The sequence below is a fragment of the Leifsonia sp. Leaf264 genome, from assembly GCF_001422325.1.
In the GTDB taxonomy this organism is placed as follows: domain Bacteria; phylum Actinomycetota; class Actinomycetes; order Actinomycetales; family Microbacteriaceae; genus Orlajensenia.
Window position 1 is genome coordinate 416070 of the sequence record NZ_LMMR01000001.1, and the last position, 24674, is coordinate 440743.

At 64.0% G+C, this 24674-nt stretch carries 23 protein-coding genes; 8 read left to right on the forward strand and 15 right to left on the reverse strand.

The window, feature by feature from the left end:
• The first annotated feature begins 174 nt into the window (after nt 1-174).
• A complete protein-coding gene (locus ASF30_RS01935) occupies nt 175-546 on the forward strand; it encodes a hypothetical protein (protein ID WP_055900719.1) in 372 nt (123 codons plus the stop codon).
• A gap of 397 nt (nt 547-943) precedes the next feature.
• Here ASF30_RS01935 and ASF30_RS01940 read toward each other — a convergent pair whose 3' ends face one another.
• The 4 genes from ASF30_RS01940 to ASF30_RS01960 all read right to left on the reverse strand — a co-directional run bounded on the left by ASF30_RS01940 (nt 944) and on the right by ASF30_RS01960 (nt 4287).
• The gene (locus ASF30_RS01940; RefSeq protein ID WP_200918407.1) at nt 944-1195 is read right to left on the reverse strand and encodes a hypothetical protein; all 252 of its coding nucleotides are present in this window, start codon (nt 1193-1195) and stop codon (nt 944-946) included.
• Between the two features lie 579 nt (nt 1196-1774).
• Nucleotides 1775-2914, reverse strand: coding sequence for a hypothetical protein (locus tag ASF30_RS01950; protein WP_157496870.1), 1140 nt, complete (start codon nt 2912-2914; stop codon nt 1775-1777).
• A 443-nt stretch (nt 2915-3357) separates the two neighbouring features.
• On the reverse strand, nt 3358-3699 hold the full coding sequence (locus ASF30_RS01955) for a hypothetical protein (RefSeq protein ID WP_055900729.1): 342 nt from the start codon (nt 3697-3699) through the stop codon (nt 3358-3360).
• Between the two features lie 102 nt (nt 3700-3801).
• Complete coding sequence (locus ASF30_RS01960) at nt 3802-4287, reverse strand: hypothetical protein (protein WP_055900733.1); 486 nt, start codon at nt 4285-4287, stop codon at nt 3802-3804.
• A gap of 275 nt (nt 4288-4562) precedes the next feature.
• Here ASF30_RS01960 and ASF30_RS01965 point away from each other — a divergent pair, with 275 nt between their 5' ends.
• On the forward strand, nt 4563-4850 hold the full coding sequence (locus ASF30_RS01965; protein ID WP_055900737.1) for a hypothetical protein: 288 nt from the start codon (nt 4563-4565) through the stop codon (nt 4848-4850).
• A 10-nt stretch (nt 4851-4860) separates the two neighbouring features.
• Here the strand turns inward: ASF30_RS01965 and ASF30_RS01970 are convergent, their stop codons facing one another.
• The 5 genes from ASF30_RS01970 to ASF30_RS22475 all read right to left on the reverse strand — a co-directional run bounded on the left by ASF30_RS01970 (nt 4861) and on the right by ASF30_RS22475 (nt 12020).
• Nucleotides 4861-5220, reverse strand: a complete 360-nt coding sequence (locus ASF30_RS01970; RefSeq protein WP_055900740.1) for a hypothetical protein — start codon at nt 5218-5220, stop codon at nt 4861-4863.
• On the reverse strand, nt 5217-5987 hold the full coding sequence (locus ASF30_RS01975) for a hypothetical protein (protein WP_157496872.1): 771 nt from the start codon (nt 5985-5987) through the stop codon (nt 5217-5219). The genes ASF30_RS01970 and ASF30_RS01975 overlap by 4 nt, the downstream gene beginning before the upstream one ends.
• Nucleotides 5988-6342: 355 nt before the next feature.
• Nucleotides 6343-7401: a toxin-antitoxin system YwqK family antitoxin gene (locus ASF30_RS01980; protein ID WP_157496874.1), complete on the reverse strand. Its 1059-nt coding sequence runs from the start codon at nt 7399-7401 to the stop codon at nt 6343-6345.
• 196 nt (nt 7402-7597) lie between these two features.
• On the reverse strand, nt 7598-11269 hold the full coding sequence (locus tag ASF30_RS01985) for a hypothetical protein (protein ID WP_157496876.1): 3672 nt from the start codon (nt 11267-11269) through the stop codon (nt 7598-7600).
• Nucleotides 11270-11390: 121 nt separating this feature from the next.
• Nucleotides 11391-12020 carry a hypothetical protein gene (locus ASF30_RS22475; protein WP_157496878.1) on the reverse strand — a complete coding sequence of 210 codons (630 nt, stop codon included), beginning with the start codon at nt 12018-12020 and terminating at the stop codon, nt 11391-11393.
• A 348-nt stretch (nt 12021-12368) separates the two neighbouring features.
• Between ASF30_RS22475 and ASF30_RS01990 the strand changes: the two genes are divergently transcribed.
• Together ASF30_RS01990 and ASF30_RS01995 are read left to right on the forward strand one after the other, a co-directional pair.
• A complete protein-coding gene (locus tag ASF30_RS01990; RefSeq protein WP_055900751.1) occupies nt 12369-12788 on the forward strand; it encodes a hypothetical protein in 420 nt (139 codons plus the stop codon).
• 64 nt (nt 12789-12852) lie between these two features.
• A complete protein-coding gene (locus ASF30_RS01995; protein WP_200918408.1) occupies nt 12853-13218 on the forward strand; it encodes a cytotoxic translational repressor of toxin-antitoxin stability system in 366 nt (121 codons plus the stop codon).
• Here ASF30_RS01995 and ASF30_RS02000 read toward each other — a convergent pair.
• The 4 genes from ASF30_RS02000 to ASF30_RS02015 all read right to left on the reverse strand — a co-directional run bounded on the left by ASF30_RS02000 (nt 13212) and on the right by ASF30_RS02015 (nt 18751).
• Nucleotides 13212-14900, reverse strand: coding sequence for a M23 family metallopeptidase (locus ASF30_RS02000; protein ID WP_055900757.1), 1689 nt, complete (start codon nt 14898-14900; stop codon nt 13212-13214). The genes ASF30_RS01995 and ASF30_RS02000 overlap by 7 nt on opposite strands.
• A gap of 6 nt (nt 14901-14906) precedes the next feature.
• Entirely contained in the window at nt 14907-15551 is a 645-nt protein-coding gene (locus tag ASF30_RS02005; RefSeq protein ID WP_055900760.1) for a hypothetical protein, read from the reverse strand.
• Nucleotides 15552-15632: 81 nt separating this feature from the next.
• Nucleotides 15633-18401 (reverse strand): hypothetical protein, encoded by a 2769-nt coding sequence (locus tag ASF30_RS02010; protein ID WP_055900763.1) that lies wholly within the window; start codon nt 18399-18401, stop codon nt 15633-15635.
• Nucleotides 18402-18424: 23 nt separating this feature from the next.
• Entirely contained in the window at nt 18425-18751 is a 327-nt protein-coding gene (locus tag ASF30_RS02015; RefSeq protein WP_055900766.1) for a hypothetical protein, read from the reverse strand.
• 443 nt (nt 18752-19194) lie between these two features.
• On the opposite strand from ASF30_RS02015, the gene ASF30_RS02020 reads away from it, so the two are divergent.
• From ASF30_RS02020 to ASF30_RS02035, 4 genes are all read left to right on the forward strand, one after another.
• The gene (locus ASF30_RS02020) at nt 19195-20424 is read left to right on the forward strand and encodes a PIN domain-containing protein (protein ID WP_055900769.1); all 1230 of its coding nucleotides are present in this window, start codon (nt 19195-19197) and stop codon (nt 20422-20424) included.
• A gap of 424 nt (nt 20425-20848) precedes the next feature.
• Nucleotides 20849-21613 (forward strand): adenylate/guanylate cyclase domain-containing protein, encoded by a 765-nt coding sequence (locus ASF30_RS02025; protein WP_157496882.1) that lies wholly within the window; start codon nt 20849-20851, stop codon nt 21611-21613.
• A complete protein-coding gene (locus ASF30_RS02030; protein WP_055900775.1) occupies nt 21610-22152 on the forward strand; it encodes a Pycsar system effector family protein in 543 nt (180 codons plus the stop codon). The genes ASF30_RS02025 and ASF30_RS02030 overlap by 4 nt, the downstream gene beginning before the upstream one ends.
• Before the next feature lie 58 nt (nt 22153-22210).
• On the forward strand, nt 22211-22915 hold the full coding sequence (locus tag ASF30_RS02035; RefSeq protein ID WP_055900778.1) for an adenylate/guanylate cyclase domain-containing protein: 705 nt from the start codon (nt 22211-22213) through the stop codon (nt 22913-22915).
• A 123-nt stretch (nt 22916-23038) separates the two neighbouring features.
• On the opposite strand, the gene ASF30_RS02040 is transcribed toward ASF30_RS02035, so the two are convergent.
• Entirely contained in the window at nt 23039-23665 is a 627-nt protein-coding gene (locus ASF30_RS02040) for a hypothetical protein (protein WP_055900780.1), read from the reverse strand.
• A complete protein-coding gene (locus ASF30_RS02045) occupies nt 23665-24651 on the reverse strand; it encodes a hypothetical protein (RefSeq protein ID WP_055900783.1) in 987 nt (328 codons plus the stop codon). Before ASF30_RS02045 ends, ASF30_RS02040 begins: the two co-directional genes overlap by 1 nt.
• Nucleotides 24652-24674 lie beyond the last annotated feature (23 nt).

Consider the following 24674-nt stretch of genomic DNA (forward strand, 5'->3'; position numbering starts at 1 on the left):
TATAGGCGCATCCCAGCTTTCACTCACGAAATGCAGGGTACTGGGCTCTATACAGCCGTCCAGCACAACTTCATGTTCAGCGCACGTGTTCGGATATACCAGGGCGCGCAATTGAATCCAAGGTGAATGTAGGAAGGGCGACCAGCTCTCACCCAACACTCCAAAGGAGATCCGATGAAAACGATGAAGTTGGCCCTGATAGGAGCGATCACGGCACTGCTAGTGCTAGCGCCGTTGACGACAAGCCCCTCGTTGGCTGCGGGCAATCGCGTTCAGGAGGCTACTAACCTCAACGTGAGGACGGTTTCGATCCCGGAGTGGTACCAGTTCTGTGCGAACACACGTCCAGTGGGTATCACCTCGGCGAAGGCCGGCTACATGAACGCCTATAAGGAAGCATCGGGCGTAACCTGCAAATGGTGGGTAATCCCGTGGGGCGCTGGCTTCCCTCACACTGTAAAGAAGTACTACAGCTGGGATTCGGTCTGCCGATACTACGGCTCGCGCTTTGCCTACGTGAAGAATGGCTATCCCTGGTGCTGGTAAATGCCGTTCACAGATCCACGGTGCTCGTGCCAACCCCTCGGGCACCGTGGAGCTGTCGACCTGCATCTGCCCAGCACCGACATCTCTGGTCCCGAGCCAGCCCGTTCCCGGTCCCTCGAACAGCTTCGAGAATCACCTTTGATCCGGGCGCGATGAGAAGCGCATCAGGTCCAGCAGGGCGATGCTGTGAGTTCCGCCCAACTGAAGTTCAGGCTCGGACCGCCCCTTTTTGACGAATCGTGCACCGGCCCCTCGCGGGTGTTCTTGCTCATTGAAACTCACGTCGTTCTTCTCCTTCGGTCAGTTGTCCGCGCCGAATCTCGACGCGAAGGTGAGCCACCGTGGGCGCCCATAGTCATGTATGTGTGAGGCGGCAAGCGCCGGTGGTGGTGCTTCTTCAGATGCGCGCGAAGCCGACCATCCGCCCGAACGCGTCGACGCTGTAGCGGGTGGTGGCGAGGTTGATTTCCGCCTCAGCGTTCTCCTCCGCGGTCTGGCAGCCCGAGCAGATGATGGCCACGATGACGCCGGCGCGTGCATCCGTGTTCCAGCCGAGCTTGCCGGCGACGACGCTGCGTTCCGTATTTCCGCATCGGCTGCACGTGACGATGATCTTCGGGTCGGCGTAGTTGATTCGTGTGGTGTGCATGTTTGTTCTCCTCGGTCAAGGTGTGTTGCAGATGAGTAGTCCTCCCGCTCCAGTGCCGACGGCCCGCCTCTTAAGGAGAAGCGGGCCGTCAAGCTGACCGGGAGAACCGGAGGCAGGATGGGTTTCCTGCCTCCGAGGACTTCATGCGCGGCAGCCTCCGAGTTTTCGTCGATGACAGCGGTGCAGGTCGTCCGAGAACAACATGCGCGGCACTCCTCCGAGTTCTCATCAGCACGCAGTCATGCCACCTTTCGGTGCGGCGGCCGCCACGACCTCCGAGCGGGCGGCATAGGTCGGGGCGGCTGGATGGCCGGGCGGAACTCGAGGACAGGGCGGGTGATGTTGACGACGGACTCTGCCTGGATGACGGCCTCCAGATCCCAAACTGGGTAGCGGTGACCGCTGCGGGTTGGGACGTAGGCGGCCGGCCTCAGGTACTTCGGGATCAGCTCGGCGGGCCAACCGCGGAAACTGAGGGTTGAGCGATCGATCAGGCGCATGAATGGGTCTCCTTTTGGTGTCGGAGACCTCATGCGCGGACGGACCCTGACTCGTCGCCCAACGGTCGGCTGGAGCCGGTCAGTGCGACAGGTGGGGCACCTCTGATCCGGCGCTCCAGTCCGTGATGTCGGTGTCTTTCACCGTCAGGTAGCTCAAGGCTGGTAGCCCGCCGAGGCCGTCCAGGGTCCAGTGGAACTTGGTCCCGACCGGCGCCAGTCCATAGTTCGAACCGCTGCCGATGTTGAGGACCTCGACATTGCTGCCTGCCAGCGGAGTGAAACTGGTCCCACTCGGCGACAGGAGGCTCAGCCCAATCAGGGTGGGCAGATCAGCTACTTCACGCAGGACGGCATCTGAGGCGCGGTAGATCGTCAGGTTGGTGAGGCTATCGAGGGTGAGGAGTTCGGTGGTGTTGGCTGCGGTGCCGTCGAACTCTGCAACCGTGAGGTTGGCTTTTCCGATTCCAGCCCAGTCCCGGACGTTGAACTGAGACGGCTGCTTCTGCGCGCCGTAGACCGACCAGTACCCGCGCAACGCCGCCGGCGCCGTCGACGCCTGATCATCGACGACTCCCGGCCAGGTCGTCCAACCTTTGCTGGAGAACGCTGTGAAGGCACACGCCTGCGCCATCGTCAGAGTTGCGCCGCGGGGCAAACGGAGCCTGTAGGTGACCGCGTCGCGAAGAACGACGTCTGGCAGCACCCATGCTGTGCCGGAGTCGCACGGGCCCGTCGCGGGTGGAGGGCTGACCATCGGGACGGTCGCTCCGACACAGTCAACAGTGGGTGCCACTCCCCCGGCTTCAACCTTCCCAACCTTGATCTGGTCATTGACCGCCCAGAAGACCCGGCCGGTCGCGCTGCGAGCCGCGAACACTGCGCAGGTGTGGTCCGTCCCCAACGAAATCCCAAGGTTGTCGACTGGGACCGGCGCTGCCGCGCGGATCCCGGCGCCGCTACCGCCCGCGAAAGCGTGCGCGTCGGCGGTGACTGTCGGAGCGGGCAAGAACCCTGCTGCCCGCACCTGCGCCAGCGTCGGGAAACCAGCCATGCCGTCACGCAACTTCAAGGCGACCGCCGCCTCCCGGACCTCGGTGACCTCCGCGCGCGCTGCCTCATCCTGCGTCCACGGGATGACGGCGAACACGGTGGTCGAGATGACGCCACCGATGATCCCGACGACCAAGACGCCGACCATCATCGAGGCCAAATCGATCATGGCGCGCACAGAGCGCGCAGATCTGGTCGCCGAGCGGAGCGTTGTGGCGGAACGTCGTCCGCGGGACACTTGGTCGTAAGTTCGTGGGTTCGTCATGCCCCTCTACGTGTGCGGCAGCCCGCTCCCCCGGCGGGAAAACTCCACCAGCCACCGCCACCAACCCGGTGTCCACCCACCCACGATCCTGGCCGACCGGCGGTCCGACCTCCTCCACGACGCTCAGACGGTCACGACCCGGACCCGGATCCGGGAGCAGCGGACGGTCGGAAGTCCGGTAGGGAGCCTGGCCGGAGCGGTGCACAGAGGCGCTCGCCGGGATGGATTGCGAGCTAGGTGGCATGCCGTGGGGCGGCCGCAGCATTCTTCATCCTCGGATCTCGGTTGAATCCCGAACCGAGATCACTCCTTGAATGGCCCGTCGGGCTCCAGCTGAGAACAATCAACTAGCCGATGCCGAGCCGGAGGTTGCGTCGGGTGATGATGTCGCGCCAGCGGTCCACCTTGGTGAGCGCGACGCCCTCGTCATAGACATCGACCTTCCACTCAAAGTCGAAGGCCCGCTCAAACTCGGCAGTCGTGGCGAGGGTCCGACCCGCTTCATCGTGAACCTGGAATGGTTGGCCGGCGCCGCTGCGGTACTCCGTGCCGATGAGGTGCCCAGTGAAGTCGCGGAGGGCGTAGCTGGTTCCCTGGATGCTCAGGTGCAGCAGGGTGTTCGGGGTGATCTGCGGGCAGTAGATGAGCCATTTCTCGTGGCCGGTGCGGTCGGTGATACCGTTCGTCATTGTCTTACCTTCGTGTGGGGTGAGTGACGGAGAGTTGAACCGCCCATGAGGGCGGGAGTATTGGGAGCGCGATGGACCGCGCAGGTGCTAGGTCTGGCGCTTTCAGTTGCCGCGTATGCGCTTCCACTGTTCTGCGCGGGCAGGGGTCACAGAGTAGTGAGCCGTGCTGGGGCGGGGCGGGGTGAGGAGATCGCCACGCTCAGCGTTCAGCGGCCAAGCTGCGGTGTTGTAGTGCTTCTCGAAGTGAGGGGTGAGTTTTGTCCAGACGACCAGGAGCTGCCCACGGGTACGGCCCGTGGCTTCGACAAGGCTCTCCTGCGAGAACCACTCGCCGGGGTGCTTTGAGAGGAAATCCATGATGTCGGTGAGAGCTTGCGTTGAGGTTGCATCGCCTCGTGCGAGTCTCTGGAGCTGCTCGTCGGTCCAGTCATCGGTGGAGCCGACCCGCAACGCAGTTTCGGTGCCAGCGCCGGTACGCGCGCTGGTCGCGGCCAGCTCGGCGAGGAGCCGGTAGACGGCCGGCACCTGCTCGTTCGGGACGGGGACGAATTGGAATTGCGACGCGGGAGTGTCTTGCGGGATCGTCATAATCGACGCCTTTCGGTTGATTCTTCGTGAACGAGCACTAACCTATCACGGTTCATGGTGAATCACCACGACTTTCAGAAAATCCCAGTGCACTGCGCTTCCGCGCCATGGGATTGGCCTCGTTGAGAGCTGCGATTGGGTACGGACAATCCGCGTCCCGGCGAGGTTGGGCGGGCACAGAGGTCGGACTGAGCGATTGCTCGTGGGTCGCCTCGGGCCCGGTGCTGGAGCCGCACACGTAGTGAGCATCGAACCTGATCAGCAGAGGAGATCCCATGCCGACCGCCCGCCCGTTCCCGCCCGACGCTCATCTCCTGGCGCAGGCTGCGACTGCCGAGCAGATCCTCGATCAGCTGTCGATGGTCACCGTAGACCGGACGCTGACAGCTGTCGAGAAACGCGCTCGAACCCGCGCCGTCCGGAAGCTCGGGCGGGCCCGAGCGATGATCCTGACCCGTGCACACCACGATGCTGGCGACGCTGCGATGGTAGTTAAGACCGGCGCTCCGATCATCTGGGCAGCCGAGATTAAGCATCTGGGCGCGAGGCGACCTTTGCGCTAGCCCCTCTCGGTCAGGCGCCGACCAACCGCAGAACCGGCTTTCCGTCGGCCACCGGCCACGGGCTGAACGCGGCGGTGAACGCTGCGGCCAACTGCGCTTCGACATCCCCGCGCAGCCAGATTTCATGGAACGGAACCGTGCAGCCGTCACCAGCCAGGAGCAGCGTTGCATGGGTGCCGGCAAGCTGCGCCAGCTCGAACGCCAGGTCCTCGCGTGCGTGACTGAGGGCATGCGCCTGCGGGCTGATACCAGCAGGGACCGTCTCACCCCAGCGTGGTGCTGGTGAGATGAGCGCGGAGACGATGGCGTGCGGTTGACGCGGGTTGTTGGTGTGGACGCGCGGCTGGTGGACGACGATCTTGGTGCTCATGCTGCGACTCCCCCGTCTAGGTGCTCCGCGAGCTCGGCCGCAACATCAGCCGAGGAACGGCCAGCGACGAAGCATGACCGAACATAAGGACGCTGCCCAGCGATAGCCCCGATCGCCCGGCCGTACGGGATGCCTTCGAGGGCGACGGCCAACGACACGACCTCGGCAGCATGCGTCAGCTCGCCCGCAACATCATGGTCATCGGCAGTCTCACCGTGACCAACTCGCGACCACAGAGCCGGCAGGGCGAATGCGGCGCTCGACCACGCCAGCTCGCCACGTTCGACGGAACCCTCTATATCGAGGACCGCAGCGTGGTCGGCCTCGAGCAGGCTCATCTCAACGAGGTGCATCGCCCATGAAACCCACGCGAGGCCGTCGGTGAACGGGTCGGCGGCGTCCCACTTTATCCCGGAGTCATGTCGCACACCGGACCGCACGTCGATCACGATGAGGCGGAGGACAAACGGCGCTCCGGTCTCCACGAAATCGAGGGCCAAGCGCTCCGGATCGAGCAGCCCCAGATCGGCGGAGCCCTCCGAAATCGCCTCGAGAAGGTCGGCCACCCTGACATCAACAAGCGGCTCAGTGAGACCCGGGTACTCGGCGAGCAGGTCGGCGAGAGCCTGCTGAGGGAGGCCGAGCATCTTCGTTGGGTCGGCGGCGAACGCCATCTCAAGACTCTCCTGTGGGCTGATCATCGGTGGGTTCCAATCGTCAAGGTCGGCGGCCTGCCGATGCCCAGTACGTGTGCGGCTGACCACCACTCGCGCGTGCCAGATCAGCCGATACAACGGAGAAGGCCGGGCCCGCACGCCGAGGAGATCAAAACGTGCTGGCCCGGCCCTGTTAGAACCGAACTGTGCCGCCGGGAGAGAGCGGCTGGCACGTTAGTTAGACATGTGGCGAAAACTGCCGCCCGGAGAAAAGGCACGGCGGCCCGGTTTTCATTCCGGGCCGCCGTTCCGCCGATCCGAGGATCAGGGCGTGCTTCGCTTCGCCACCGCCGCGGTCATGTGGGCCGATGTCGTTTTGCCGGTCATTGGGACCGGCGCCGATGAGGCATGTGGCGAGCAGGGCGAACGGCCGCACCTCGGTGCGGGAGGTCAGGCCGGTTGTAGTTCACTCCCAGCGTTGGTCGATGACGTTCCCTTCTTCGTCCCATTCGGTGGAGGACGGGCCGTCTTCGCGGTGCTCAACGCCGTTGAGGTACCACTCTTCGTACCTCGGTTGGCCGTTGGGCCACCAAACCTTATGTGCGGGTCCGTCTTCCCGGTAGAGGACGTTGAACTCGGTGTGGAAGGTCTCCGACTCCTTGGTTCCGTCCTCGTAATAGTTGAGGATCCATGCGGTCATGCCTGTCGAGTAGTAGGTCGCCATATCCGTCTGGGGGTTGCCGTTCGGCCAGAACGACTTGATCACATAAAGCCCTTCATATTGGAAGTTGCCCGACCAGTTGTACCAAGACGCATTGCAAGATCCATCGGTGTAGATCATCACCTCAGACGGAGTGGTCTGGTTTCCCATCGGGTTGCCAATAGCGTCCAACCAGACGATCCGGCGGTACCCCGGGCTCGGGATGTCTGACACAACCGAGGACCATCCGTCGGCGGTGGGGGTGGAGGGGTCTCGGTCGCGCTCCTCGGCTGTGTATCCGTAGGTGGTGCCGCCGCACGTAATCGAGTCGACATAGTTGATGGGTGCCGGAGCGGCCGTGCCTGTGCATCCATCCCAGGCCCCCTGATCAGACTCGGCCGGTTTTGGGGACGAATTCGTGATCGAGAAGAAGGTGCCTGCGACCGATGCGGCAATCGCCGTGTATCCCGTTTCGGTCGCGGCGATGCAGAGCGTGTCGGTCCGACGGACGAAACTGTTCGGTTCGGCGGCGAGCTGTTCCAAGGTGCCCCAGACGCCGTCGCCCAACAGATGATAGGCGGACTCGGCCACCGCCACGCTCTGAAGGGCTTGCTTAGCAGCCTCGTTCTGCGCCCACGGGATGACTGCGAACACGGTGGCGGAGATGACACCACCGATGATCCCGATGACGATGACGCCGACCATGATTGATGCGAGATCGATCGCGGCTCGGACATTGGAGGCGATGCCACGGAAGCGGCGGCGGAAAGGTGCTGATCCTTGCATTGTGGTGGGTTCCGTTTCTGAGTCGAGGCCTCTGGCCATGACACATACGTGTGCGGCGCTCACCTTGCTCGCGCGCAGGTTAAGCGGGGCTCCGCCACACGATCGGAACCCACTTCGAATCGTGTGACGGGGCGGAACCCATCCAGACGTGCTGGACGGGGTGCTAGGGCGGCGAGGGGGCTGGGAGAGGGCACCTCGCCGCCGGTCTATGGGGAATGTGTGTGCGGCTGGCGGTTTAGGCCTTCCGCTGGCGGCGGTACATGATGAGTGCTGCCAACATCAAGGCGGCTGCGAGCAGTGTGATGGCCCCGATCGCCGTGAGCAGCGAGCTGGCGTTGAAACCGGAGAAGGCGAAGCTTTCCATCGTGATGCCCTTGATCTTGCTCCTTTTCAGGACCGTCATCTCACTCGGGTCGTTGAAATCGCCGGCCGAGATCAGCTGGTCGTCCGGACCGTACAGGGAGCCGATCCACCGGATTGTTCCGAGCTGCGTGACGAGGACTCCGTCTGACTGGATGGTGCTCGTCTGGTCGTTTTGCAGCTGGCCGGCCGGGGCTGTGGACTCGCCCGTCACCGGGAATCTCTTGTCAGCCCAGCTCTTGTTGAAGATCGCGGAATCGGCCTGAACGGCTTCGTCGCCCTTCGGCTGCAAATAGGCGGTAAACCGGAGGTAGCTGCCTTCGGCGACCAGTCCGGTGACCGTCGCTACGTCGTAGGCGTTCTCACCGATGTAACCCTGGGCTGCGTCAGTGACGAACGTGGGGAAAGCGACCTGCGTGGTCTCGTCTGGGTTGCCGCACTCACCGACGTGAACGACGGTGCCGTCGACGGACGCCACCTCCTGCCAGTAGATGGTGCCGACGTCGGTGCGCAGCACGTTGAAGTCCTCGGACGTGCCTTTGCGGTCACCCTCGTCGGTGAAGTGCTGCAGATCCCTGGACTGATAGATGCGGTTGTTGTCTCTGCAGACCGGGGTGATCGGTGTGGTCTCGTCGTTGTCGTCCTTCGTCGGCTGCAGGTATCCGTTGTACTGGATGTTCAATCCTTCGGGAGGGAGGAACCCGTCCACCTTCACCTGGTCGCGGACAGTGGACAGCGGAGTGGCGAACGGCTCAGCGGTCGTCGTGACCGTCGGCAAGGTCAGCTTGGACGCCTCGTCCGGGTTCTGGCCGCAGACGTCCTGCCAGACCTGCACTGTCCCGATGTGGGCGGTGGCCACCCAGAGGATGGTGACGTCGTTCGCGCCTTCGCCGACGTCGGACATCAGCACCTCGAACTGTTCGGACAGTGCGTCGCCGGCCTCAGCGAGGTGGGTGGGAGCAGTGGAGTTGTAGACACGGTTCTCCGGGAGGCACACCGGGGTGCCGTCGCCGGCCGGATCCTGACGGAAGCCCTCGAAGGTCAGGTCGATTCCTTCGCTGCGGAGGAACCCGGTGACGGTGGCGGTGTCAGTCACAGTGGAGCCGGGAACTGACCGGTCGAGTGCGTCGGTGATGATCACGGGAGTTAAAACCAACGTCGACTCATCTGGGTCGGAGCCGCATGTGTCCTGCCACACCTGGATCCCGCCGATCGTGGCTGTCGCCACCCACAGCAGAGTGCCGGCGTGAGTCATGTCGAGGTTGAACGTTTCCGATGTGGCCGGGCCCGCAGCAGTCAGGCGCGTTGGAGAAGAGCTCAGAAGCACCCGGTTCTCCGGAGAGCAGACAGGTGCGACAGCATCCTCGGGCTGGTTGAAGGCCTCAAAAGTGACGTCGACGCCGACTGCTGGCACGTATCCATCCACGGTCACCCTGTCAGCGGCGGTGGAGCCGGGTGTGGACTCATCCGTCGCATCCGTCTTGAAGGTCGGAACCGACACACGAACACTCTCGGCCGGGACTCCGCAGTCGTCCTGCCATATCTGAACTCCGCCGATCTTCGAGGTCGCCACAAACGTGATGGTCCCGGCATCTGCCATGGTCAGGGGCATCTCCGCAGTTGTCACCGTTCCTGCCGTGATCACCCGCATGATGGGTGACGACCAGGCCAGGGTGGACGCGCTGCATACGGGCGAAGCCGGGTCGATCCGGAATGCCTGTACGGTGACTTCGATCCCTGCAGCGGGAACGAATCCGACCACCTGCACCAGGTCGCTGACGGAGGTTCCGGGTGTCGTCTCGGCCGTTGACGCGGTTGTGGCGAATGTTGGGACCGTGACTTTTGTCACTTCGCTGGGCGAGCCGCATGGCTCCGTCCACACCGGGGTGCCCTCGACGCGGACTTCGGCTTGCCAAACGACACGCGTGTTCACATGTGCCATCGTCAGCGGGAGCGCGGCCGAACTCTTCGATTTCGATCCGACGGTCAGCCATCCGCTCTGCGTGAGACGGTTCGCCGCGCTGCAGGTGAGGGCGCCCGCAGGCGGGTTCTTGAATGAGCTGAACCGGACTGTCGTTTGGGAAGGGACGGCGATGCCGTCAGTGACCAGGGTGTCGGTGATCGAGGTGCCGGGCGTTGTCTGGGCGGCCGATGTTTCGGTGTGCCATTTCGGGAGGACCAGCTGGGACTCGCCAGGGATCCAGGCGTCGTCTCGCCATGAATACGACCCGGGAAGGTAAGTCTGCGTGAGCGCGGCTTGGTCAGTTCGTTGTATGCGCCACACCCACGTGTAGTAACCGTCTGCTGCCACCGCCGGCATCTCGGCGGTATAAGCCTTAGTTGGTCCGTCAGCGAGTGATGTCGTCAGCGTGGTCGTCGCAGCCACCGGCCATGACGGTTTGACTGTCGCCATGCGGGCAGGCTGGGTTGCAAGCGGCCCGTACAGAGTGCCGGTCGCTTCGACCGGAATGTATCGGCCGTCCACGAGTCGGCGCCACGGATCGCTGCCCGCAGCTGTCGAGAATGTCAGGCGGTCAACGGGCTTTTCCCCGGCGTCCAAGAATCGTGTCGACACCTGCGTGGAAATGACCGGTGAGAAGACGCCTGCGATTTCATCGGGGTCAGAGACCGTCATCTTCCACGTAACTGGCGTCGCGCCTGTTCCAGAGATGAGGCGTTGCTGGCTGCCGGTGTATGCAACCTTGATTTCCTGGTCGTAGCCTCCTGCGGCACCCACATTGACTGTCGTGGCGACGTTGAAATGTGTTTGGCCGTCAGCCGGCTTGCCTTTGATTGAGAACGTGCCCGGGCCGCTGATCGCACGGCTCGTCGACCCGGAGTCCGTGAACACCGCGTTCGAGAGAGTCAGGGTGCCGGTCATGGCGGCGGGTGCATAGGCAACACTGACCGTGCCCGAGTAGTTGGTCTTGTGGGCGATCGAGTAGGTGATGGAACCGCTCGGGCTCCCGGTCACGCCATCCGCCCAGTGATTGCTCATGTCATCCCAGATGGTCTGCAGCCTGGCGTTGATGCCGTGACCGTCCGCGTCAACGTAATGCTGTGCCCCGGCCAACGAACCGCCGGGGTATGCCCAGTTGGCGCTCGTGAACCCGTAGACGGCCGCTGAAACAGCTGCTGCCTGTACTGGGTCGGCGGTCTGACCGTATTTGCCCAGGATGAAATTCAGCCGGCGGATGTCGTCGCCGCCGACAGCGCGGGTTCCAGTGGTGGCGTCGAGCGTGGAGATCGAGCTGTTGCCGCCCGTCGAGCCCGAAGGCCAGTCGAGCTGGACGTCAGCACAGTACCCACGGGTCCCGTCCGGCAGGACGTAGTTGCCAAGGAAGCCTCCAGCTGGTGTCTGGTCTTCGAAACCGGCCCCGGTCGTCGCAGCCGACGCAGGAACCGTCACGGCGACAATGCCGGCGATCAGAGAAGTGACGACGGCGGCCCCGGCCCAGCGCGCGACCCGCTTGCGCGGCGGCAGGGCGGTTGCGACATGGGCCGCTTGTGATGTGCGAGCGTTTCTACGCCCCAAGAAAAGGTTCATTTGAGTCTCCCAACCCGCTGTCCACGACAGTGCGGACAGCCTCATGGAGGAGACATGTGGCGAAAATCAGGATCGAAGCGGCCTCGCGTCGAATTGGCGACGATTTACTGGTCTTTGTGGCCTAGAAGATCGCGCAGTAGAAGTAGTGAACCGTGCCGTCGTCATCGATCAGGTAGTCCCATGGCAGGGTGAGAGTTGACACCGACGTCCCACCTGCGCCCGGGTTGTGAGAGCCCTCTTCAACCATGCCCTGGCCGCCGCACCCTGGCAGGTAGGCGGAGTTCGTCTGAACTTTGACGCCATTGTGCGGCGCTGGAGCGGGAACTGGAGCCGGAGCTGGCGCAGGAGCGGGAGCTGGCGCAGGCGCAGGAGCAGGAGCCGGTGCAGGTGCAGGAGCTGGAGCCGGTGCAGGAGCTGGAGCCGGTGCAGGAGCTGGAGCCGGTGCAGGAGCCGGTGCGTCCACGACCGGAGCCGGAGCCGCCTTCGACACCGCTTCGGGTGCCGCCGCTGGCGGCTTCTTGACCCGCGTAGCCGGCGCACCGCCGCCCCTGCCATCCGGCTCGACCTTCTGCGCGCGTGCCCGTGCGTCGGCCGCGGCAACCTTCTCTGCATGCCAGTCGGTGGCGCTGGCCGAGGCTGCCGGGTCCGGCTCAGCGTTCGGCGTGATGGTTAGCGGCACGGCGATGGCCGCGGCAACGGCCAGAGCGGCGATGCTCCTGGTGACTGCCTTGGTTCGAGTGGTGAGCTTCATAGTGTGGGTTCCAATCCGTTCGCTTCGGTCCCCTGGTCGTCTAGCTGCTCGAATGTCTCCTCGGTCGTCGGTTTCGCATCCTGTTGGTTTCGTATGGCGGCTGGTGAGCCAGGGGCGAGAACCATGGGCTCTCGAATGCATCATGCGCGGCACGCGTCAACTTCTGTTGACGAGAGAGCCGCACACGTGTGCGGGAGACATGTGGCGAAAGCGACAGGCCGCGACTCCGGATCGAATTCGGCACTGCCGCGCATGAGATCGGCGACTGAGACCGAACTGCAATGCACTACCTTGTGCACAGACCCGTAAGATGTACATGACGTACTTCACGTACGCAACGGAGGAAAAATGTCACTCGTAGCCGACTACGGCTCATTCACTGATGCGCGCAACCATCTAAAGGACGTGCTCGACGCCACCGCGCGAGGTCGCACAGTCACAGTTCGTCGCGACGAACAGCTCACCGCCGTGCTGCCAGCCGAAAAGCTCCGCACGTTCTTCTTCCGCACAGTGTCGCCACGGGTTGAGGTATTCAAGGAAGGCGAGGTGGTCGTCGCCCTGATGAAGGATCGACCGTTCGTCTCCGAAGGATCTGACGTGAACGAGGCGCTCGACGATCTTGCTCTTAGCCTCCGTGAGTACGCCGAGGACTGGGAAGACCGGCTGCAGCACGCACCGAACCACGCAAATGCATGGGCGCTAGTTCAGCTCGTGAAGCTCTCCACCGACGAGCAGCTGCTCGAATGGCTCGACCACGGCGGTGAGTGACCGCCATCCCGCTCCGACCCGCGAGCATCACGACCAGTTCTGCGACACCGAGAGGTGGACACTCGTGCGCGGCGCCACCGGACGCCCAGTGCAACACCATCGCACCTACGAGCTAACGCTGTGGGACGGCCGCATCTACCGGACGCGGATCTCAAAGCCTGTTGACGGAACAACGTACGGCGCCAAAGTCTGGGGGCACATCCTCCGCGAGCAGCTGCATGTGACTGCTGACGAGTTCTGGTCATGCGCGCAGGACGGTCTCCTACCTGATCGCGGCCAACCCGCTCCCCGCGCGGAGCGGAAGGCGGTACCTCTCCATCTCGTGCGAGCGTTGCAGGAGTTCGGGGTCAGTGAAGACGAGATCTTTGCCCTGGACCCGGCAGGCGCCGCGGAACTCCTCGCCAAGTTCTACACCGGCGACGCTCAGTAAGCCCACAAGTCCCCGAGGCGCGGAATCACGGTCAGATCAACGCCGCGTTCCAGCAGGAACGGCACCGGGTCAACGCGCTTCCCGTCAACTGAGACGTCAATGTGGAGATGGTCGCCGGTGGAATCACCCGTGGTTCCGACGCCTCCGAGCTGCTGGCCGGCGGTGACGGCCTGACCCTTCTTCACCAGGGGCATCGACACCATGTGCAGGTACCGCATGACCGCTCCCCTGCCGTGATCGACGACCACGTAGAAGCCGAGCCCGGACGACGGACTCGCACCGCTCGTCTCGAGCACGGTGCCGGGGGCCGCGGCAATGATCGGCGCACCCGATGGCATCGAAATATCAACCCCGTCGTGCCGGCGCGCACCAGGTCGGATGACGTCGCCCGACGAGAACCAATCGGAGATTTTCGCGCCGGTCGCCGGGTCGAAGGGCAAGACCCAGCCGGTGGTTGCAGTCACACAGAGGGTTGGGGCGATGCCCGGCTGGGTTGTTGAGCTGAAATCCAGGTCGGCGGGCAACGGAACGGCGGTACTTGATGACCACAGGGACGCGACGATCGCCTTCGCCTGCGGCATCTGCTCCGCATAGCGAGTGGGGAACGCCGAGACCTGGACGGCTTGTGCAACGGCGCCGGCGTCACCCTGCTGCCAGTCGGGGATCGTGAAGAGCACTGAGAGGAACTTGGCTGTGGCCCACGTCGGGTCGGTGCGTTGCTCGGCAGAGCCCCAATTCGCGCGCTGTTGAAAGACGCCCAGGGAGTCGAGGTCTCCATGGTTGAGATTCGTCAGGTGGGTTTCGACGAGCCCGGTGGCTATAGCGATCTCCGCCGCACGCTGACGGGAGGCGGCCGGGACGTTCGTCGTTGCGGACTTCGTGACGCCGATGATCGTCTGGGCGATCGACGTTTGGTCAGCGGTCAGCGGGATGCCGTCGACGGTCGCGGGGCTGGAGGATGTCGTGCACCGCACCACCTCACCGAGCGCGTAGCTGAGGGCCGTCGCGAACGTCCGCTCAGCATCTGTCTGCGAGAGCCCGACACCAACGAGGGCCGTCACCCACACCTCCTTCACACGCTGGGCTGCAGCAATACCCGCTGAATCTTGATCAGCCTCGAATCCGCCGTCCGCCGAGATCAGGTGCCCGGCAAGCAGGTTCTGCGAAGTGCTATCGCTCCCGCCCTCGGCCAGCTTGTCAGCGAGGGCCTCGAGCTGGACCTCAGGGTGCTGCTGGCGGAGCGCTGCGACAATCGCCACCGGCAGTTTCGCGTCCGATGCTTCGTTGAATACAGACCCGAACTCGTCCGAGGTCATGCCGCTGGCCAGCACCGACTCGGTCTGCGCGCCGTCGACCGCCGAGGTCAGCGACGACGTCGCGAGGACGGGCAGGAGGACGGCCGCGGTCAACGGAATAGCGGTGACACCGACGGTCAGAGCTACGACCCAGATCGCCCACTTCCGAAAAACCCGGTTCGTGGCCACGGTCTTGAGTCCGGAGATGACGGCACCAGCCACATTGCCCACCGCCAGATTCCCGCCGACGCCGACCGCGAGCTCGGCGGCACCCACCACCGCACCCGGACCGAGCGGGTTGCCGTCAGCGTCGAGCTTCTCGGGGATCGCCGACGACAGGACCGGCGCCACTTTCAGCGCGGCCTTCGCAGCCTCGGCGGCAACCATCTCTGACTAGCCGTTCAGTAGCTGCGCTGCGCACACCTCAGGGGTCTCCCCCGCGAGCTGCGACCCGGCCACCTGTTCGGACTCGTCAGTCACCAACTCGACGGCCGTTTCCAGATCGACGCCCTGCGAAACGAGGTGAAGGGCGACATAGGACGCGAAATGATACGCGTCCGGGTTCCATGCCACGGCGTTCTCCGCCAGGTCGAGCATGAACCCGGCGCGGTGCACCAGCAGGTGCTGCCACTCGGGTGTCCACGGAGTTTCGGCGCCAGGCGTCTCACGCACATAGGTCTGCGCGTCCGCGGAGAATCCGACGATCATCGCCACGAGCTCGACGTCTGACTCCGGGTCGACAGAATCCCACCTGGTTGCCTCCGCTGGGATCTCGACTGGCAGGCCGTCGACGGTCGTCGTCAGAGAGTAGACGCCACGGAACTGGCCGTCCACACCATTCTCAGGTGCCAGCCCCCATTCGACGCGCGTCCCGAAATTCTCGGCGAGGTACGGGCCGAGGAGCGGTGGGAGGGTCGGGAGCGTCGCCAGCGTCTGATTGACGCGCGCCTCCGAATAGGCCTGCGTCGCGGCCGGGTTCGCAGCCAGCCATTCGGCGGCAGCCTGGGGCTTGAAGTCGAGGACTTCGTTGATGCTCATGGGTGAATTCTCCGTTCGGTAGGTGGATCTACACCTATATGTGGGCGGCGCCCGGTGTTGTCCGCGGGCGCCGCCCTCATGTCAGCTGGCAGGCGGCTTCGGTGCAGGCTTCGGCTGAGTTGTCGGCCTGGGCTGGGGGGTCGGCCTGGGCGTGGTTGTCGGTCGCGGTTTTGACGGCACCCGACGTCGCTCAGCAGGTCGTGCGGGCATCGGCACGGGCCGTGGCGGTGTGGCTGGGATCGGCCCACGATCGGGTGCGTAGGCTTCCGACGCCCGCTGGATCAGTGCCTGCTCGCCAGCGACCCTGTTGGCGACGCGTGCGGCGGTCATGGCCGCTGCCTTCTTCTTCGCTGCGACCACAGTCCGTCCGACCGTCGGAGCCAGGACGATCGGCGTTGCGAGGCCGGCTGTCCCGATGATTGCGGTCGCGGTCGCGGCCGTCTTCGTCACCGACCACGCAGTTTGGAACGGGTGCTCCGTGACGTGGGTTCCGAGCCGTTTGGCCTGCTCGCGGAGAGCGGTTCCCACAACCTGGCGTTCGTGCTCACGGCCCTCATCGAGCCGATCCAAACCGCGGTTCACAGCCTTGACGCTTGTCGCGACGGCAGCCCGGGTCGCCGGACTGAGATTGCGCAGCCGCTCGGAGGCGCGCTCCCGGGCCTGACTGCGAGCCGCCGGGTCGGTGGCGAACCGGGCGGCGCTACTCGCTGCCGCTGCGGTCTTCGCCGCCACCTTCACGGTGGCGGATTTCATGGCTGCCGCCGCCTTCTGGCCGACGGTGACATTCTCACCGAGGACGGCGCCAGCGGTCTTTAGCAGCGCACGGCCTGATGCCAGGTGCTCGGCCTCCTCCTTCTTGGTCTGCTGGCGCGGCTCGTTGCGAGGGATCGAGCCTTCACCGCGGCGGGCCTGTGCTGGGGCACCAGTCCGACCGGTGCCGGTCGGCCCGTTCCCGAGTGCTCCGCCTGTCGCTTTCCGGAGAAGTGCTCGACCGCCTGCACGGGCGCCCGCCTTGCCGTAGCCCCTCGCTGCGCCCGCGATTCTCGAGGCGGCGTTCGCCCCCAGGTCGCCGCCGAAGCCTTTAGCCAGTTTCATGGCACCGCCCACCGTGAACGGATTCGCCTTGCCGCCAGCGAATCGCTTCCACAGCTGCTGGAGGAGGACGATGGCCAGGATCGGAGTGATGGCCGCGAAGATCGCGCCGCCCAGGCTCCCGGAGCCACCGAAACCAGCACCCAGCGACTGAATCAGCTGCGTGGACAGGGTCACCGCCCAAAGCACGAGCTTGGCGGAATTCGCGAGGATCACGGCACCGAACGCCTGGGCGGAGAGACGTTTGATGTGCCTGCCGGGTCCGGCCGGGGCGAAGACAGCCGCCACTAGCAGGAACGGCGAGATTGCGACGGCGACACCGGCCAGCGCGCTCGCACCGAGGATCAGCAGGCTGAGCCCGAGCCCGAAAACGACGAACACCGTGAGCGCGGCGATCAACCCGGCGATCGCTGGAAGGGCAGACGGTGTGCCACCAGTCACGCCCAGCTGGGTCCTGACGAAATTGATGACGTCCTCGTCGTCAGTCAGCTGGGAGATGGTTTTGGGCGGCGCGCCTTGCTCGCGGGCACTCAGATTCAGACCGCTGGTGGACCCAACCCCCATATCGAGATTGGCGTCCTTGCCGCCGGACCACCATTTTGTGCACACGGCCGGATCGACGAATTCCCACCCTGGGCGGACCGCCCAGGCGTCACCTGTCCACGTGCATGCTGCCCAACCGGCGGCGGCCTTTGTCGATTCGCGGTCGTTTTTCGGCGCGAATGCAGGCGACTCGGGGTCCGCGGCTGCACGCAGTTTGTCGCCGCCAGCCACTCCGACCGTCGACATCAGAATCTGGGATTTTGCGGGGGTGTCGGCCTGCCAATCGGCCACATGGCACGCCACGTATTTGACTCCGACTGCCCCGTCCCCTGTCTGAGCAATAGCCCAACCCCAAGACCGCATGAATAGATTCGAGATGGTGCGGACGGGCGTCGCATCGACACGAGCCCCGGCCGTCGTGTAGTCGTCCAGGTTCTGGATGTAGCGGTCGCAACTCATCTCCCCCGCAGGGCCTTTCCCGGCGTTGTCGCCGATGGTCAAGTTCGTGATGCCGGAGATGGCACCATTCAGAATGTTGCCGGAGAAGTTCGAGACGCCTTTGACGATCCAGGCTGGGCTACCGGTGCCGGGCTTGAGGGGCTCGCCGTTGCTGCCACCCGTTGTCAGGGTGGCTGCGTTTGTCGTCACGAATAGGAAGGCGAGGAGGAGGGTGGCGGTCGCCATCCGCCGCCACAGATGCCGGGTGGATCGATTTCGGAGACCCGCCCAGAGCACCGCCCCGACCATCGCGACACCTGCCGCCACCGCCCATACAAGGTTGGCGCTCAGCACCTCGCCGATCGCCCCGGCAAACTGGTCGGCGATCGCCAACACCGAGTCGAGGAAACCCTGGCCGGCAGCGCCCACGACGAAGACCGTGGTCATGATCCAGAGCGCATTGGCTCCGCGCAGCGTCAGCCCGTCAATACCGGCGACGGCGCCTGCCGCCGCGACCGCCGGGTCAACCGAGCCGGGTTTGTGGATGAGCCGGTCCGCGGCATACCACCTGTTTATAGGGATCAGATCGGATCGCGGTCCGACAGTTTCGGCACGCGGGAGGTCGGTGCCGTCGTCGTCAATACCGGTCACGGCCACCTGCGACACAGCCACACCCGCTGGCATTTCAGCCGCCTGCGCCGTGCCGGCTGTCGCCCCGAGGGACGCCATGACGATCGCCGCGGCGACGCCGAGTTTGATGAGGATGTGGGTTCTCATGGTGGGTTCCGGTCCTTGCGCGTCTAAGCGCCGGTACTGGTGGCCGAGGAGATGAGGTTCATCGCGATGTCGATCACGACCTGCAGAAGGCCGAGGACGAAGGGAATGGTTGCCGCAGGTCCCGTCAAGAGGGCCCCGAATCCCAGGCTCCACCAGATGGCTGAGTGCCCGCGGATGCCGGCGTTGCCGCGGCGCTTGTCCCAGAAGTACTTCAGAACAGAGAACGCGATCAGACCGATACCAACGCAGGTGACGATGGTTTCGATCGGCGAGCCGGAGTATGTGCCACTGATCGTGGTCCAGAACGTGTCCCAGGCCCCCTTGAGGTCGAGTTCGCTGTCTGAGTTCATTGGATGTGGCCTCCCCATGTTGGCGAGCGTTGCGACGGCCGGGATGGCAGGCGGTGAGCTCGTGTGGGGTTTACGTGTGCGGCGAGCGGGGAGGTCGGCGTGAGGTGGGATCGAGAGCACAGGGAGTGCGTCCAGGGAAAGATGGACGGAGCGCAGTCCAAATAGGCCACCACCCTGACTGGGGCGCCCCCTGCACGACCCAGCGTCGATAGGCTGCGCACCATGCTCGGATATGACATAGAATGCCCACTCTGCGAATCCACAGACGTCGTCCGTGATCACGGTGACTGGCTCACCTGTGTCGTCTGCAACACAAGCTTCGGAGTCGGACCATCCGCCGAACCGCGGCAGCCAGACCGGTACTCGACGGTCAGCGATGCGAGTACCAGGACGAAGCCGGCGGCCGGCGACCTCAGTGGGTGGCTGCCAGGGCAGAGGATGCAATGAAGGAACAGTTCCGCGGGCACTACCCGCTCACGCACGACGAGCGCGAACATCTCTGGCAGAACGCGACGTTCGTTCTCGACAGCAACGTGCTTCTAGCCCTCTACGATTTCGGGGACTCAGCCCGCACCTCCTACATCGAAGGACTCAAGTCAGTCGCGGACCGGCTGTGGATGCCGCACCAAGTCGGCACTGAGTTCCATCGAAACCGCCGTCGAGTCGCCAAAGATGCGACTACACCCCACGCGTCAGCCACAAAGGCGCTTGAGGATGCAGTGAAGACTGCCGCACGCGAGGTGAAACGGCTCGGCGCACGCGATGAACTCCTCCAGGCCGACGCTCACCTGGTCGCCCTCGAAGAGGCGGTCAGCAAGGTCAAAGAGGCGCTGGATGACTCCAGGAAGCGCTTCGAGACGGAACGTGCGGGTAACCGGGATGCCGTACTCGACGAGCTCGATCAGCTCTACACGGACGAACGCGTCGGTAAGCCCTTCTCCCCGAAGCGGCTGACGAAGGAGCGTGCTCGAGCCGAACTGCGCATCGTCGAGAAGATCCCGCCGGGGTTCTCGGACGTAGACAAGGTTGGCGACGCGGCGTTCGGGGATCAGTTCCTCTGGGTTCAAACGATGCGCCAGGCGAAGAGGTCGCGCCGAGGCGTCATCCTTGTGACGGACGACAGCACGAAGGATGACTGGAGCCGCGGCGGTCGGCCACTCCCCGAACTGCTCACGGAGTTCTATAGGAACACCGGCGAGCTAGTAGACGTCATCGACTCGGCCGCGTTCTACCGTGGGGTAACCAAGCGGTTCGCGACGGTCGAGCAAGCCACCGTCGACGAAGTCACCCGCGAAATTGCTACCGCCGCCACGCATGCGAGAGTCCACGTGCCGAACGTTTCGTTCTTTCCACCGCCTCCCCCGCCCGTCTTCCTCAGCCCAGGGGTGCTTGAGGGGATGCAGAAGGCCTTCGCTGTCGTAGCAAAGAATCGGGGGGTGGTGCCCACTATCAAGCTCCCGACGAACTGGCCCGCCTTGAACCTCTCTACTGATTCACTCGCCAACATCACTGCTGCCATCCAGACGTTGGCGGTCGCTGCGTCGCTGGTCGCCGAAGCTGAGCAGTTGGAAGAGGTCGACCTGGACGACGGAGACGACGAGCTCGAAGAACCGATCCATGCGGCGGATTCGAACATTGAACTTGATGTCGATCCACCATCTCAGGAGGAATGAGGCACCGGTGACGACCGAACACGCTCTACTGACCGGCGAAAACGATCCGCACTGGCGACTTAGCGATTGATGAACTCGGTGATCTCCTCGTCGTTGGCCGGGTAACGCTCGCCACGAGGGCCAGACCATCGCGAAGAACTTCTAGCGCGAACTCTGGAATTTCATCGGCTAGGTAGCCGCCCGCGACGAAACCCGGCACGCCAGTCGTGGTGGCCGGGCTCTTCGTGAGGCACGTTCAGAAGTCATTCGTTTCCAAGTCCGCCTTTCGTCGATCCCAATAGCCGTGTGTCGGGATCAGCCAGGACCGAGATCTTGGCCTCCCTCGCTGAGAACGCAGGCGCGACTAGACCATCTACGGGCGTCGCCAAGGCGTCTCACGTATGTGCGACGACCCAGGGAGTGCCGGAGAAGGGATACGACATGCATGTCTGAAGCCGCAGATAGAGTGACGACCACCAGTGACCAAGGGAGATCGATGACGCAATTCGGTGACGCGTTCGACGGCAAGATGAACGAGATCCTCGCCACGCCCTGGAACTCGGAGAATGCAAGGGTTGTGCCGAAGACGGAAGACGTCGCCCAGCGTGACGGCGCCAAGCTGATCGAGGCGACGTTCATGTACGCGGACATGGCCGACTCCACCCTCCTCGTCAAGAGGTACAAGAAGGAATTCGCAGCCCGAGTCGTTCGCATGTACATGCGCGCGTCCGTCGACTGCATCCGCAACAGGGGCGGTCACATCCGCAGCTTCGACGGGGACAGGGTGATGGGCGTGTTCATCGGCGACAGGCGCAGGAACGACGCCGTCGAGGCTGCCCTCAACCTTTCATGGGTTGTCGATCAGGTCATCAACCCGAAACTAAAGGCATGGCTCGCAAGGTCGAACTCGGCTACATGGTCTGTCGCCCACCGGTCGGGCATCGATGACGGAGAGACACTCATCGTCCGCGGAGGTGCCCGCAACAACAGCGACCTCGTGTCAATCGGCAACGCGCCGAATATAGCCGCGAAGCTCAGCGGCATTCGGGGCGAAAGCGGGAGCATCACGATCACGAGCCGCGTGTACGACGTGCTCAGCGAAGGCAACAAAATGTCCGGCGACACAGCCATGTGGAAGAAGAGGGATGAAGCCGCGGTCGGCCCTCACGCCGTCTCCACTTACAGCTGCGGCTGGATGCGGAAGCCATGAAGAGGCGGACGTCCGAGGAGGCGGCTTCCACGAATCCGAACGCTATCGACACCGCTTGGCGTATCCATGCCGCCCAGACCGAATGGACTGGCAAGGTCGACGCGAAGGCGTCCTTCGCGTTCGCACTCGAGTCGGCAGCGATCGCCACCGTCGTAGCGCTGTCCGCGAAAGACCGGCTGTTCTCTGCTCTGCCCGGACTCACGCCTTGGCTGTACTGGCCCGGTCTGTTGTTGCTCTTAGTCGGCGCCGGGCTCGCCGTGACCGTCGTGGCCCCTCGTCTACGGGGCCGTACAGCCAGGTCCGAGTCCGCTTCGAACTACATCTACTTCGGGCACGCCCGCAACTGGAAGGCAACCGATCTGGAAGCCGCCCTCCGGACAACCGACATACTCCCGCAGCTCTCCCGGCAGATCACCGCGATGGCCAAGATCTCGTGGAAGAAGCATGTCCGGGTGCAATGGTCGCTGTGGTCGGCGACACTCGGCGGCCTTGCTCTGGTGGCTTGTGGGTTGATCGCATCGTTCTGGCCAGCGGCATGAGACGCCCAGACGGCAGCAGTCGGCCTCACCGCCGACACGAAAAGGAAACCCGACGAAGATGACCTATTTCGAGAACGAGCTCGTCGGCTTTGCAGACAAGACATATCGCGCCGCTTGGACGACACGGGCGGGACGTAAGGTTCCTGACGTCGATGACCTCACTGCTGGCAACCAAGCCGTCACATTCGAAGGCGCCGTACTCTACGCAGACCTCACCGAGTCAACCGCGCTTGTGCGCGGCTACTACAACTGGTTCGCCGCAGACATCTACAAGACCTACCTCTATTGCGCAGGCCGGATCATCACCAGCTGCGGTGGCTCGATCACCGCCTACGACGGGGACAGAGTGATGGGCGTGTTCATCGGCGATACCAAAGCCGATGATGCGGCACTCGCCGGCCTGAAAATCAACTACGCCGTCCGCGAGATCCTCAACCCCGCCCTCGTACGTCAGTTCGGCGACGGCCTCAAAGGTTTCGTGCTCAGGCAGAAGGTCGGCATCGACATTTCTGAACTCTTCGTTGCAAAGACCGGCGTACGAGCGTCCAACGACCTGGTTTGGGTCGGGAATGCCGCAAATAACGCGGCCAAGATGGCAGCGCTCGATCTCGGCTATTCGACTTACATCACAGAACCCGTACGTGACGCCCTGTCTGAAAACGCTCGCTACGGCGGGTCTCCTCGCCAGGACATGTGGTCGAGGACCTTCACATCCGCGGTGCCCGGCACGGTGTATGGGTCCGGCTGGCAGTCGTCGATCTAAGCCGAGCCAGTAGATGCGGATCCCGATGGCCCGGTAGGTCCCCTCTGCGGCCATCATGCACAGCACGACCCTAAGTCGACCATGAGCTAGCTCAAGGTCGACGAACCCTGCCGTCCTCCATCATCACCCCAAGAGTCCGGCACGCCAGTCATGGCGGCCGGGCTCTTCGTCAAGCTGGTCAGAAGACATCGCTGTTTTCATAGATCGAAGGCGCGGCGACCGGGCTCTGAGGTGAACGATAGTTGACACCCCGAAGTCGGCATCGGTCGAGACCTGCACTTGGATGTTCCTCCCGTGTCCGTTCTCGCCGCACATCAAAACCTCGATCGGCCTGATGATCCCGTCGAGGGTACGGCAAGCCGCAAGCCGCAACTCCTCGGTCACGCACCCGGTGACCATCACATCCACCTGAGGCCATCGGTAGTTGAACCGATAGGCGAACTCGACGTCGCCGTGAAGGCCGATGGCCAGGAGTACTTCCTCGAGCTTGAGAACCAGGCGTTGAAGTTCGTCGACCGACACATCGCCGGGGTGGGCGTCCCGCCCGATGTAGTGAACAAACTCGTAGCCGTTCTCACCGAGGATGAGGCGAGAGTCCCAGTCCTCCCATGACGTGAAGCGGCCAGCCGCCCACTGCACCTGCGCGAATCGGGCCGCGTGGTGCGCCCACTCCGGCGGCACGCCGATGGCCAGCAGGTTCTCCTCAGCCTGGGTGCCCGAGGCCGCCGTAGGTTCGGTACGCGTCTTCATCAGAAGTTGTCCACGTCGTTCTCGCCGGCGGTTTCCGCGGTGCTGCGTGGCCGCCAGATCGAGTGCCAAGTGAACGGGCCGTCGTCATCTCGGAACCCCACCGTGAAGTTCGGGATGTAGCCGGACGTCGCATACGGCGTCGCAACGCGTTCCACATCGCTCACTGCGTCGGTCCCGAGCGCCCATCGATCGTCGACGTGCACGGTGATCCTGGGCAACGGGTCTCGCGCGCCGTCGTACTTCTCGTGCGTCACTTCGACACGACCGGTCTTGCCCAGCTGAGCGAGAGTCTCGGTCATCCGCTCGGTGACCGTCGCGAGCATCTCCGGCGTCGCGGACTCCTCAGTCGCCATCGCGCCGAGAACCCAGAACCCGGTGCCGTAGCCGAAGTCATCGGATCCTCGGCCATGCTGGCCAGTTTCGAACGTCGTCGACAGAGCACCAACGTGCAGTTGGCGAATCTGCCACCAAGTGAGCCCGTGGCGGAGCCCGCGGAAGCCCGCCAGTCGCCGCGCTTCTGCCTCGTCGGCTCCGCCTTGCACCTGCAGGATGCGAACCACCGCGTCGAACTGCTCCGCCGCACTGTCGAAACGGCCGAACTCCTTCTGTTCGCGGTAGTAGTCGTTGTTGAGACCGTTGCCGAGCCAGGTCAGCTGTCCTTGCGCAGCGGCCTCCTCGCGCCGCGGTGGCCAGAGGTTCATCGCGAGAGCCCGTCCGCGTGCATCTGCCACCCGTGTGATCGCCGTCTCCACGTCGTCGTACGAGTCAACGGACGACCGGTACGAGGCGATCTCGATCTCGGCGACGGACGTCCTCACGGCGACCGCCCCGCGGAAACCGTGCACCGTCAACTCGACAGGGGTATCCCTGCCGAGTACGCCTTCGATCCGGTACTCGAGGAGTGACCCGGGCCGAGGCTCCACCAAGGTGAAGGCCTCCTTCAGCTGGACCTCGAGTTCGCGTCGTGTTGTTGTTGTTGTTTGCATTGCGTTCTCCTTTGTCTGACCTT

What these genes read in the sequence shown, in the direction of transcription:
- ASF30_RS01935 (WP_055900719.1), top strand. Translation starts at nt 175, where the DNA reads ATGAAAACGATGAAGTTGGCCCTGATAGGAGCGATCACGGCACTGCTA.
- ASF30_RS02035 (WP_055900778.1), top strand. Translation starts at nt 22,211, where the DNA reads ATGACCTATTTCGAGAACGAGCTCGTCGGCTTTGCAGACAAGACATAT.
- ASF30_RS01965 (WP_055900737.1), top strand. Translation starts at nt 4,563, where the DNA reads ATGCCGACCGCCCGCCCGTTCCCGCCCGACGCTCATCTCCTGGCGCAG.
- ASF30_RS02030 (WP_055900775.1), top strand. Translation starts at nt 21,610, where the DNA reads ATGAAGAGGCGGACGTCCGAGGAGGCGGCTTCCACGAATCCGAACGCT.
- ASF30_RS02020 (WP_055900769.1), top strand. Translation starts at nt 19,195, where the DNA reads ATGAAGGAACAGTTCCGCGGGCACTACCCGCTCACGCACGACGAGCGC.
- ASF30_RS01985 (WP_157496876.1), bottom strand. Translation starts at nt 11,269, where the DNA reads ATGAACCTTTTCTTGGGGCGTAGAAACGCTCGCACATCACAAGCGGCC.
- ASF30_RS02015 (WP_055900766.1), bottom strand. Translation starts at nt 18,751, where the DNA reads ATGAACTCAGACAGCGAACTCGACCTCAAGGGGGCCTGGGACACGTTC.
- ASF30_RS01990 (WP_055900751.1), top strand. Translation starts at nt 12,369, where the DNA reads ATGTCACTCGTAGCCGACTACGGCTCATTCACTGATGCGCGCAACCAT.
- ASF30_RS02000 (WP_055900757.1), bottom strand. Translation starts at nt 14,900, where the DNA reads ATGGTTGCCGCCGAGGCTGCGAAGGCCGCGCTGAAAGTGGCGCCGGTC.
- ASF30_RS01955 (WP_055900729.1), bottom strand. Translation starts at nt 3,699, where the DNA reads ATGACGAACGGTATCACCGACCGCACCGGCCACGAGAAATGGCTCATC.
- ASF30_RS02045 (WP_055900783.1), bottom strand. Translation starts at nt 24,651, where the DNA reads ATGCAAACAACAACAACAACACGACGCGAACTCGAGGTCCAGCTGAAG.
- ASF30_RS01980 (WP_157496874.1), bottom strand. Translation starts at nt 7,401, where the DNA reads ATGGCCAGAGGCCTCGACTCAGAAACGGAACCCACCACAATGCAAGGA.
- ASF30_RS02025 (WP_157496882.1), top strand. Translation starts at nt 20,849, where the DNA reads ATGTCTGAAGCCGCAGATAGAGTGACGACCACCAGTGACCAAGGGAGA.
- ASF30_RS01960 (WP_055900733.1), bottom strand. Translation starts at nt 4,287, where the DNA reads ATGACGATCCCGCAAGACACTCCCGCGTCGCAATTCCAATTCGTCCCC.
- ASF30_RS22475 (WP_157496878.1), bottom strand. Translation starts at nt 12,020, where the DNA reads ATGAAGCTCACCACTCGAACCAAGGCAGTCACCAGGAGCATCGCCGCT.
- ASF30_RS02040 (WP_055900780.1), bottom strand. Translation starts at nt 23,665, where the DNA reads ATGAAGACGCGTACCGAACCTACGGCGGCCTCGGGCACCCAGGCTGAG.
- ASF30_RS02010 (WP_055900763.1), bottom strand. Translation starts at nt 18,401, where the DNA reads ATGAGAACCCACATCCTCATCAAACTCGGCGTCGCCGCGGCGATCGTC.
- ASF30_RS01950 (WP_157496870.1), bottom strand. Translation starts at nt 2,914, where the DNA reads ATGATCGATTTGGCCTCGATGATGGTCGGCGTCTTGGTCGTCGGGATC.
- ASF30_RS01970 (WP_055900740.1), bottom strand. Translation starts at nt 5,220, where the DNA reads ATGAGCACCAAGATCGTCGTCCACCAGCCGCGCGTCCACACCAACAAC.
- ASF30_RS02005 (WP_055900760.1), bottom strand. Translation starts at nt 15,551, where the DNA reads ATGAGCATCAACGAAGTCCTCGACTTCAAGCCCCAGGCTGCCGCCGAA.
- ASF30_RS01940 (WP_200918407.1), bottom strand. Translation starts at nt 1,195, where the DNA reads ATGCACACCACACGAATCAACTACGCCGACCCGAAGATCATCGTCACG.